Origin of the sequence: Mesorhizobium sp. M6A.T.Ce.TU.002.03.1.1 (genome assembly GCF_003997275.1) — a bacterium.
In the GTDB taxonomy this organism is placed as follows: Bacteria; Pseudomonadota; Alphaproteobacteria; order Rhizobiales; family Rhizobiaceae; genus Mesorhizobium; species Mesorhizobium mediterraneum.
In genome coordinates this window covers 58,713-67,471 of the sequence record NZ_RZTI01000022.1, presented here as the reverse complement: position 1 = coordinate 67,471, position 8,759 = coordinate 58,713, and the positions used below count along the sequence as shown (strand labels likewise).

The window sequence follows — 8,759 nt, the reverse complement described above, 5'->3', positions numbered from 1 at the left end:
CAGTATGAGTTCCTTCGCGCCGCCCTCTGTCCTGCCGGACATCTCCCCCACGAGGGGGGAGATTGGCTGTCATCTACACCTTCGCCAATCTCCAACGTCGCATGGAAGGCGCCGATCGAGCGAACTGCCGATCTCCCCCCAAGTGGGGGAGATGTCCGGCAGGACAGAGGGGGGCGCCGTAAAGCGCCGTCGTCTTTCGCTGGCTCTATTGCTTGCAGCCCTGTGTTTCGTCTCGCCCACCCCCGCCTTCGCCCACGCCTCCGACCGCGGCCACGTCCTGCTCCTCCCCACCGGCTACTACGTCGCCGGTGGTGCGCTCGCGGTCGCCGCCAGCTTCCTCGTTCTGGCGCTGCTGCCGCCGGACTCCATCAACCGCCTCTGGCGGCGGCGCCTGCCGCTTTTCGCATTCGGCGACGGCGCACGGACTATCGTCAGTCTGATATCCTTTGCCGGCTTTGCAATTCTTGTCGCGGCCGGCCTGTTCGGCAGCCGCGATCCGCTCTCCAACCCGTTGCCCCTCACCATCTGGACGCTGCTCTGGGTCGGGCTGGCCTCGCTGCAGGGCCTGTTCGGCAATCTCTGGTCCTGGCTGAACCCCTGGTACGGGCCTTGGCGTGTCATCTCACACCTGTTCGGCAAGCGGCGGACATGGCGCCCGCCCCCTTGGCTCGGCTGCTGGCCGGCCGTCGCGCTGTTCTTCGCCTTCGCCTGGTTCGAGCTGATCGACCCGGCGCCCGACGATCCGGCACGGTTGGCCTGGGCCGCCGGCTTCTATTGGCTGCTGAGCTTTGCCGCCATGCTGGTGTTCGGCTACCGCGACTGGAGCCGGCGAGGCGAGTTCCTGGCCGTCTTCTTCGCCATGATTGCGCGCTTCGCCGTCGTCGAGCGCAATGAAGTCGAGCGCAATGAAGACGGCCGGCTCAGTCTGTGCTGGCCGGGCGCCAAGCTCAGCAATACCGCGCCGCTGTCGCCCAGTGGCCTCGCTTTCTTGTTGCTTGCGCTGTCGTCGGTCTCCTTCGACGGCCTGTCGAAAACCTTCTTCTGGCTCGGCCTGTTCGGCATCAATCCGCTGGAGTTTCCCGGCCGCACGGCGGTGATCGGCATCGGCACCTTCGGTCTCGTGCTGACGTTCGTCTTGCTTGCAGCCGCATTCATTCTTGCAATTGTCCTCGGCCAGCGCCTGGCCGGAAGCGAGCATTCCCTCAGTCAGGCCGCCGGGCTGCTGGTCTGGTCGATCGTGCCGATCGCGCTTGCCTATCATGTCGCGCATTATCTGACAGCGCTGCTGGTCGATGGCCAATATGCGGTGGCTGCGCTTTCCGACCCGTTTGCGCTGGGCTGGAACCTGTTCGGCACCGCCGATATGCAGATCGAAGCCGGCGTGGTCGCCGGCGCCGGTTCGGCGTGGTGGCTGTGGAATCTCCAGGCCGGCGTCATCATCGCCGGTCACATGCTCGCCGTGCTCGTCGCGCATGGCCTCGCCTGGCGACTGCACCCGGTTCCCGCCCGCGCCACGCTCAGCCAGTTTCCGCTCACCGTGCTGATGATCGCCTATACGGTCTTCGGCCTGTGGTTGCTTGCCACGCCGGCGGCCGGATGAGACAAAAGCCCGGCTCGATGGCGTCGATTAATCCCCAGGGAAAGCCCGCTTGCCACATCAGGGCTTTGGTGATTTAGTTTGTACACATGCAATTTCGGCCCTCTTATTAAGAGTGGTCCACCTCGCTACAGCCATTGGTCAAAACTCAAAAAAACAAGGGGAACTGCCGTGACTGACAAGAATGGGTTTTTCGATCTCTCCAAAACCGGTCTCACCCGCCGCACCGCGCTGAAGGGGTTGGCCGCGGGCGCCGGCCTCGCCGTCGCGCCTGGGTTCGTGCGTTACAGCCAGGCGCAGAGCTCGGCGCCGATAAAGATCGGCTTCCAGTCCCACCGCACCGGCATTGGCGCCGCCTATGGCCGCTGGTATGAAAAGACCACCGCCGCTGCGGTCAAGGCGATCAACGAAGCCGGCGGCATCAACGGCCGGCCGGTCGAGGTCATCATCGAGGATGACGGCACCGATCCCGGCCGAGGCGCCGAAGTGGTCGGCAAGTTCGCCACCCAGCACAAGACCGACATCGTCTACGGCACGCTGTTTTCGCATGTCGTCATCGGCTCGGCGCCCGCCGCCGGCGAAGCCAAGATGCCCTATTTTGTCGTCAGCGAAGGCCACCACGTCGCCTCGACCAAGCTCAACCGCTACGTCTTCCAGCCCGGCATCACCGACGTGAAGAGCCAGATCCAGTCGATGGCGCCATGGATCGCGACGAACGCCGGCAAGAAGGTGACACAGATTTTTCCCGATTTCGCCTTCGGCTACGATCATCGCGACTACCTGCCGCCGGCACTGAAGGCGCAAGGCGCCGAGGTCATCGCCCAGATCGCCATCCCGCCGACGGAATCGTCCTTCACCAAATATTTTCCGCAGATCCCGGCCGAGACCGAGGTGATCTACCACGTCATGGTCGGCCCGGCGGTGCTCACCTTCGTCAAGGAACTCGGCGAATTCTACGGCTCCAACCGGCCGCAGCTGTTCGGCTTCATCGATTCGCTCGAGGCCACCGACATCAACAGCCCCGGCCTGGAATTCCTCGACGGCAGCCATTTCTGGGAAGGCTCGCCGCGCTACGCGCAGCCTGACGACTCCGCCGCGCAGAAGGCCTATCGCGCCGCCGTCGGCATCGACGACAATGGCGCTGCCGTCGGTGATCCCAAGGACGTGTCCACCGCCGCCCACATGTTCGGCTGCTGGGAAACGCTCTATGTCGTCAAGAAGGCCATGGAGGATGCCGGCTACAAGGGTCCGGAAGACCGCGCCAAGCTGGTCGAGGCGACCGAAGCCTTGACCGAGTTCGCCGAAGGCCCCGAGCATCCGCAAGGACCGAAGACCTTCAACGGCAAGATCCATCAGTGCTTTGGCATCCAGAACATTTCGAAGGTCGAAGGCGGCCGGCTGAATGTCGTCCACAAGACCAAGATCGAGGACGGCCTCTACGAGCCGGAAGGGGATTACACGACCCAGCCGCTCTAGACACGGCTTTGTCTGTGAGCGTGGGAGCCAAGTCACCCCCCTCTGTCCTGCCGGACATCTCCCCCTCAAGGGGGGAGATTGGCAGTTCGTACGAAGGCGGCTGCCTACCGACTTTGGCGATTGGCGAAACCGATGATGCCAGCCGATCTCCCCCCTTGAGGGGGAGATGGCCGGCAGGACAGAGGGGGGTGCGCCTCGCACCGGCCATGGGCATATAACCGATGCACTTCGGACCCCACCTCCTCCTCGCTGCCCTCGAAGGCCTCGTCACCTCAGCTGTGCTGGCGCTGACGGCGCTTGGCCTGTCGCTGGTGTTCGGCGTCATGCGAGTCGTCAATGTCGCTCATGGCGAGTTCTTCATGCTGGGCGCGGTGCTTGCCTGGGCGATCTCCACGGCGATATCAGGCCATCCGTCACTTGGCTTCCTGGCCGCCCTGGTGCTGGCGCCGCTGATCGTCGGCCTGATCGCCTTGGTCGCCGAACGGCTGGTGCTGCGCCGGCTGAATTACAATCCGGAAGCCACCATCGTCGCCACCATCGGCATGCTCTACATCATCCAGCAACTGGCGCTGACCTTTTATGGTCCGGAGGCACGGCCGGTGGAGCCGCCCTTCAGCTACCGCATCCTTCTGCCGTGGTTCGGCTACTCCGGCTACAAGTTGTCGATCATCGCCGCGTCCGCGCTTCTGCTTGTCGCAACGTGGTTCGTGCTGACGCGCACGAAAATCGGCCTCGTCATGCGCGCCACGCAATATGACAGCGAGACCGCGCAGGCCTTCGGCATCCCGGTCGACCGCGTCTATGCCGGCGTCTTCGCGCTCGGCGCCATGCTGGCGGCGGTGGCCGCGGTGCTGATCGTGCCGATCAGCCAGGCGCATTATCTGATGGGGCAGGATCCGCTGCTGCTGTCCTTCATCGTCGTCATCATCGGCGGGCTCGGCTCGCTGCGCGGCACGGTTGTCGCCGCCGTGCTGATCGGCCTGTCGGACGGCATCATCTCGGTGTTCTTCTCGCCGACGCTGGCCAAGATCATCGCCACGCTGCTGGTTGCCATGGTGCTGGTGTTCCGGCCGCAAGGTCTGTTCGGGACGGCATCGCGATGAAGGAGGTTTCACCGGCAAAAGCCTATGCGTTGCATCTGGGCGTCATCGCCCTGCTGTTCGCCCTAAGCTTCGTCCTGCCGGAATATCATCACGGGCTGCTCGCCCGCATCATGGTGCTGGCGGTCTTCGCCATGGGCTACAACATGCTATTCGGCTATGTCGGGCTGCTCAGCCTCGGCCACGCCATGTTCTTTTCGGCCGGGCTCTATGGCGCAGGCCTTGCCGTCATCCATCTCGGCTGGAGCGTGCCTGCCGCCTTCGCCGCCGGGCTTGCCTGCGGCGCGCTTCTTGCGCTCATCATCGGCGTCCTGGCGCTTCGCACTTCTGGCGTCGCCTTCATGATCGTCACCATGATGTTCGCGCAGGTGTTCTATCTCATAATTCTCTATTTCGCGTCCTGGACCGGCGGTGACCAGGGCCTGGTGGTGCCGCAGTCGGCGCGTGTCCTCGTCTTGGGCAGCACGTCGCTCGGCCTCACCAATCCGACCGTGCGCTACATGAGCGCGCTCGCACTGTTCTCGATCGTGCTGCTGGTGACGCTCGCCGTCGTCCGCTCCAGGTATGGCCGTGTGCTGGTCGCTATCCGCGAGAACGAGGAGCGGACCAAAATGCTCGGCTACGACACGTTTTCCAACAAGCTCGCCGCGGTCGTCGTCTCCGGCACCATCTGTGCGGCCTCGGGCGCCGCCTACGCGCTGCTGTTCGGTTATGTCGGCTCGACTTTCGCCTCGGTGCAATATTCCATCCTGCCCCTGCTCTGGGTGCTGCTCGGCGGTGCTGCCACCACGCTCGGTCCGCTGATCGGCACGCTGTTCATGTACTATGTCGTTGACATCACCAGCGGCTACACCTCAGCCTACCTGCTGATCGTCGGCATCGCCCTCATCCTGCTGGTGTTGTTCTTCCCCAAGGGCATTCTCGGCACCATCCGCCAGCGTTGGCTCGGATGGCTGCCATGATGCCGCTGCTGACGACCAAAGGTCTGTCCCGCAATTTCGGTGGCCTGCGTGCCGTCGATGGCGTCGATTTTGCCCTCATGCCGGGCGAGATCCGCGCCGTCATCGGCCCCAACGGCGCCGGCAAGACCACCTTCGTCAGCCTGGTCAGCGGCCGCATCCAGCCATCGTCGGGCATGATCGTCTTCGACGGCGCCGACATCACCAACCTGCCGGCCTACGCCAGGGTCCGCCTTGGCATCGCCTACACCTTCCAGATTACCAGCGTCTTTGCCAATCTCACCGCCTACGACAACGTCGCGCTGCCGGTGCAGCGCACGCTGACCGATGGCCGCTCGAAAGGCGCCGTCCATGCCGGCGTCATGGCGGCGCTGGAGCGCACCGGCCTTGCCGACCGCGCCCACATGCCGGCCGGGCAATTGTCCTATGGCCATCAGCGCCTGCTCGAAGTGGCGATGGGGCTGGCGCTGAAGCCGCGCCTGCTGATCCTCGACGAGCCGACGCAGGGGCTGGCCGACAGCGAGATCGACAACTTCATCGGGCTGGTGCGCGAGATCGCCAAAAGCGCCACCGTGCTTCTGATCGAACACAACATGCCGGTGGTCATGCAGCTTGCCGACCGTATCACCGTCTTCAACGCCGGCAAGATCCTGGCCGAAGGCACGCCCGAGCAGGTCCGCGCCAATGCCGAGGTGCAGGCTGCCTATTTGGGGACGACCCCATGACTGAAACACGGTCTGAAGCACTGACCATCTCTGGGCTCGACTGCTTCTACGGCGAGGTCCAGGTGCTCTACGGTCTCGACCTCGTGCTGAACAAGGGCGAAGTGCTTTGCCTGTTTGGCCGCAACGGCGCCGGCAAGACGACGACGCTGAAGGCGATCATGGGCCTCGTTCCCTCACGCGCCGGCTCGATCAGGCTCGAAGGCAAGGAATTGACCGGTCTGCCGGCGCACGACGTGCCGAAGGCAGGCGTCGCCTATGTGCCGCAGGGCCGGCGGTTGTTCGCCGAGATGACGGTGGCGGAAAATATCGAGATCGGCCTGATGGCTCGCGGCAAGGGCAAGACGACGCGCGAAAACGTGCTCGACCTTTTCCCGCTGCTGCGCCAGCGGCTCAGGCAGCGCTCCGGCACGCTGTCGGGCGGCGAGCAGCAGATGCTGGCCATGGCGCGGGCACTGTGTCTCGAACCGCAGGTGCTTCTGCTCGACGAGCCGACCGAAGGGTTGATGCCGTCGATGATCGCAAAAATCCGTGAGACGGTGTCGAAGCTGCGCGACCTTGGCGTCTCGACGATCCTGGTCGAGCAGCGGGTCGATGCGGTGCTGTCCGTCGCCGACCGGGTCTCGTTCATCGAGAACGGCCGCAACCGCGAGACCGTCGATGTCGAGGAACTCCGCGCCGATCCGTCGGCGGTCCGCCGCTATGTCGGAGTAGGGTAGTCACCCGAAGAACATAAAGCCGGCAAGCAGAAATATCGGGATCAGCACGGCGCCCGACCATGCCATGTAGCCGAAGAAGCCCGGCATCTTCACGCCGCGATGCCTGGCAATTGCGTAGACCATGAAGTTCGGTGCATTGCCGATATAGGTGTTGGCGCCCATGAACACTGCTCCGGCCGAGATCGCCGCCAGCGTCGAGGCGAACGTGGTCATCAGATGCTGCGGATCGCCGCCGGCGAGCTCGAAGAACACCAGATAGGTCGGCGCATTGTCGAGGAAGGATGACAGCGCTCCGGTCATCCAGAAATACGCAAGGTCGTTGGGCTCGCCCGCGGGCGAGCTGACAAGCGAGACCAGCGGCGCCAGCGCGCCGTCGGGGCCGGCCCTGAGAATGGCGATGACCGGCACGATGCAAATGAAGATGCCGGCAAACAGTTTCGCCACTTCGGCGATCGGCTCCCAGTGGAAGTTGTTCGCCTGCCTGTGGCTCTTGTGCGAGACCGCTAGCGAAAGGAAAGCAAGCGCCAGGATGATGGCGTCGCGCACGAGGTTCTGCAGTTCAAGGCTCACGCCCTGGACGGAGAAAGCCAGGCCTGGCTTCCAGGTCGCGGAAAGCAGGATCGCGCCGATCACCCCGGCCAGCAGCGGGATGTTGGCCAGGCCTCGGATGCGCACCTTCGCATCCGGTGTCGGATCCTTGATCTTCGGCGCGCCGGCCTCGCGGCGGTGCAGGACCATGTCCATGGCCAGGAAGACGGCCAGCACCAGGCCGCCGACGAACAGTGTCTCCTGATAGAGATTGGTGGTGGTCCAGAAGAAATCGACGCCGCGCAGGAAGCCGACGAACAGCGGCGGGTCGCCGAGCGGCGTCAGCGAGCCGCCGATGTTGGACACCAGGAAAATGAAGAAGATGACGACATGGGCGTTGAACGGCCGATTGTCGTTGGCGCGCAGGATCGGCCGGATCAGGATCATCGAGGCGCCGGTCGTCCCGATGACCGAGGCGAGCATCGCCCCGATCAGCAGCAGTCCGGCATTCACCAGCGGCGTGCCATGGATGTTGCCGGCGACGAGGATGCCGCCCGAAATGGTGAACAGCGCAAACAGAAGAATGATGAACGACATATATTCGGTGAGCAGCGCATGCAGTACCGCTTCCGTGGCCGAAGGCATGCCGAACGCAACCGCCAGCGGCACGACCACAAGCGCCGCCCAGAAGAGGGTGATCTTGCCGTAGTGGTGCTCCCAGACATGGTGGAAGAGCAATGGCCCGGTGGCGATCGACAGAAGCAGGCCGGCAAAGGGAAGCGCCCACCACAGCGACATTGTTTCGCCTGGCAACTCGTGGGCCTCGGCTGCGAGCGCTATGTCCGGAAGCAGGGTTGCGACTGCCACCACAGCGCCCGCCGTCAAAGCCGCCGCAAACCGCATAAGGCCCCCTCTGGAATTGTGTCGGATGCGATTGGTGATGTTCAAGCCAGCGTCACGCCGGCATCACGCATTCGGTTCAGCATCGTCTCGACGGACCTGTTGAGATTGATGCCGCGGCAGGCGTCGAGCCGCACTGTTGTGTGGAAGCCCTGCTTGACCGCATCGAGCGCCGAAAAGGCGACGCAGAAATCGGTCGCAAGACCAACCAGGGTCAGCGTGTCGATGCCGCGCTCCCTGAGATGGCCGGCAAGGCCGGTCGGCGTCGTATGGTCGTTCTCGAAGAAAGCCGAATAGCTGTCGATCGCCGGCCGGAAGCCCTTGCGGATGACCAGTTCGGCCTTGGTCCAGGCGAGGCCGGAGTGAAAGTCCGAGCCTAGGCTGCCCTGGATGCAATGGTCCGGCCAAAGCGTCTGCTGGCCGTAAGGCATCTCGATGGTCTCGAACGGCTGCTTGCCGGGATGACTGGAGGCAAAGCTCGAATGGCCGGCGGGATGCCAGTCCTGCGTCAGCACGACATGCTCGGTCCGCCGGATCAGGTCGTTGACCAGTGGCACGATCTCGTCGCCGCCGGCCACCGCCAGCGCGCCGCCCGGGCAGAAATCGTTCTGCAGGTCGATGATGACAAGCGCTTCGTCGGCCATGGGCCTCCCTCTTGTTTGTCCGGAGGCATGACCCGAACCGGAAGTCTGCCGAAACGTGGAATCCGGTGTTCGAAGCCAGGTTCCACCGAAAAATGCCGCTGACGCGACCGGATG

Annotated in this window: 8 protein-coding genes; 6 read left to right on the top strand and 2 right to left on the bottom strand. The window is 64.1% G+C overall.

Annotation, left to right across the window (positions count from 1 at the left end; all coding sequences use genetic code 11):
- Window positions 1-151: 151 nt before the first annotated feature.
- From EOC93_RS10000 to EOC93_RS09970, 6 genes are all read left to right on the top strand, one after another.
- Window positions 152-1,600 carry a hypothetical protein gene (locus EOC93_RS10000; protein WP_127204509.1) on the top strand — a complete coding sequence of 483 codons (1,449 nt, stop codon included), beginning with the start codon at window positions 152-154 and terminating at the stop codon, window positions 1,598-1,600.
- Window positions 1,601-1,768: 168 nt separating this feature from the next.
- Window positions 1,769-3,073, top strand: coding sequence for an ABC transporter substrate-binding protein (locus EOC93_RS09995; RefSeq protein ID WP_095484576.1), 1,305 nt, complete (start codon window positions 1,769-1,771; stop codon window positions 3,071-3,073).
- A 221-nt stretch (window positions 3,074-3,294) separates the two neighbouring features.
- Entirely contained in the window at window positions 3,295-4,176 is an 882-nt protein-coding gene (locus EOC93_RS09985) for a branched-chain amino acid ABC transporter permease (RefSeq protein ID WP_095484575.1), read from the top strand.
- Complete coding sequence (locus tag EOC93_RS09980) at window positions 4,173-5,135, top strand: branched-chain amino acid ABC transporter permease (protein ID WP_095484574.1); 963 nt, start codon at window positions 4,173-4,175, stop codon at window positions 5,133-5,135. Before EOC93_RS09985 ends, EOC93_RS09980 begins: the two co-directional genes overlap by 4 nt.
- Window positions 5,132-5,857, top strand: a complete 726-nt coding sequence (locus EOC93_RS09975) for an ABC transporter ATP-binding protein (protein WP_095485081.1) — start codon at window positions 5,132-5,134, stop codon at window positions 5,855-5,857. The genes EOC93_RS09980 and EOC93_RS09975 overlap by 4 nt, the downstream gene beginning before the upstream one ends.
- Window positions 5,854-6,573 (top strand): ABC transporter ATP-binding protein, encoded by a 720-nt coding sequence (locus tag EOC93_RS09970; RefSeq protein ID WP_095484573.1) that lies wholly within the window; start codon window positions 5,854-5,856, stop codon window positions 6,571-6,573. The genes EOC93_RS09975 and EOC93_RS09970 overlap by 4 nt, the downstream gene beginning before the upstream one ends.
- Here the strand turns inward: EOC93_RS09970 and EOC93_RS09965 are convergent, their stop codons facing one another.
- Window positions 6,574-8,004 (bottom strand): sodium:proton antiporter, encoded by a 1,431-nt coding sequence (locus tag EOC93_RS09965; protein ID WP_095484572.1) that lies wholly within the window; start codon window positions 8,002-8,004, stop codon window positions 6,574-6,576.
- A gap of 41 nt (window positions 8,005-8,045) precedes the next feature.
- Window positions 8,046-8,645, bottom strand: a complete 600-nt coding sequence (gene pncA, locus EOC93_RS09960) for a bifunctional nicotinamidase/pyrazinamidase (RefSeq protein ID WP_095484571.1) — start codon at window positions 8,643-8,645, stop codon at window positions 8,046-8,048.
- Window positions 8,646-8,759 lie beyond the last annotated feature (114 nt).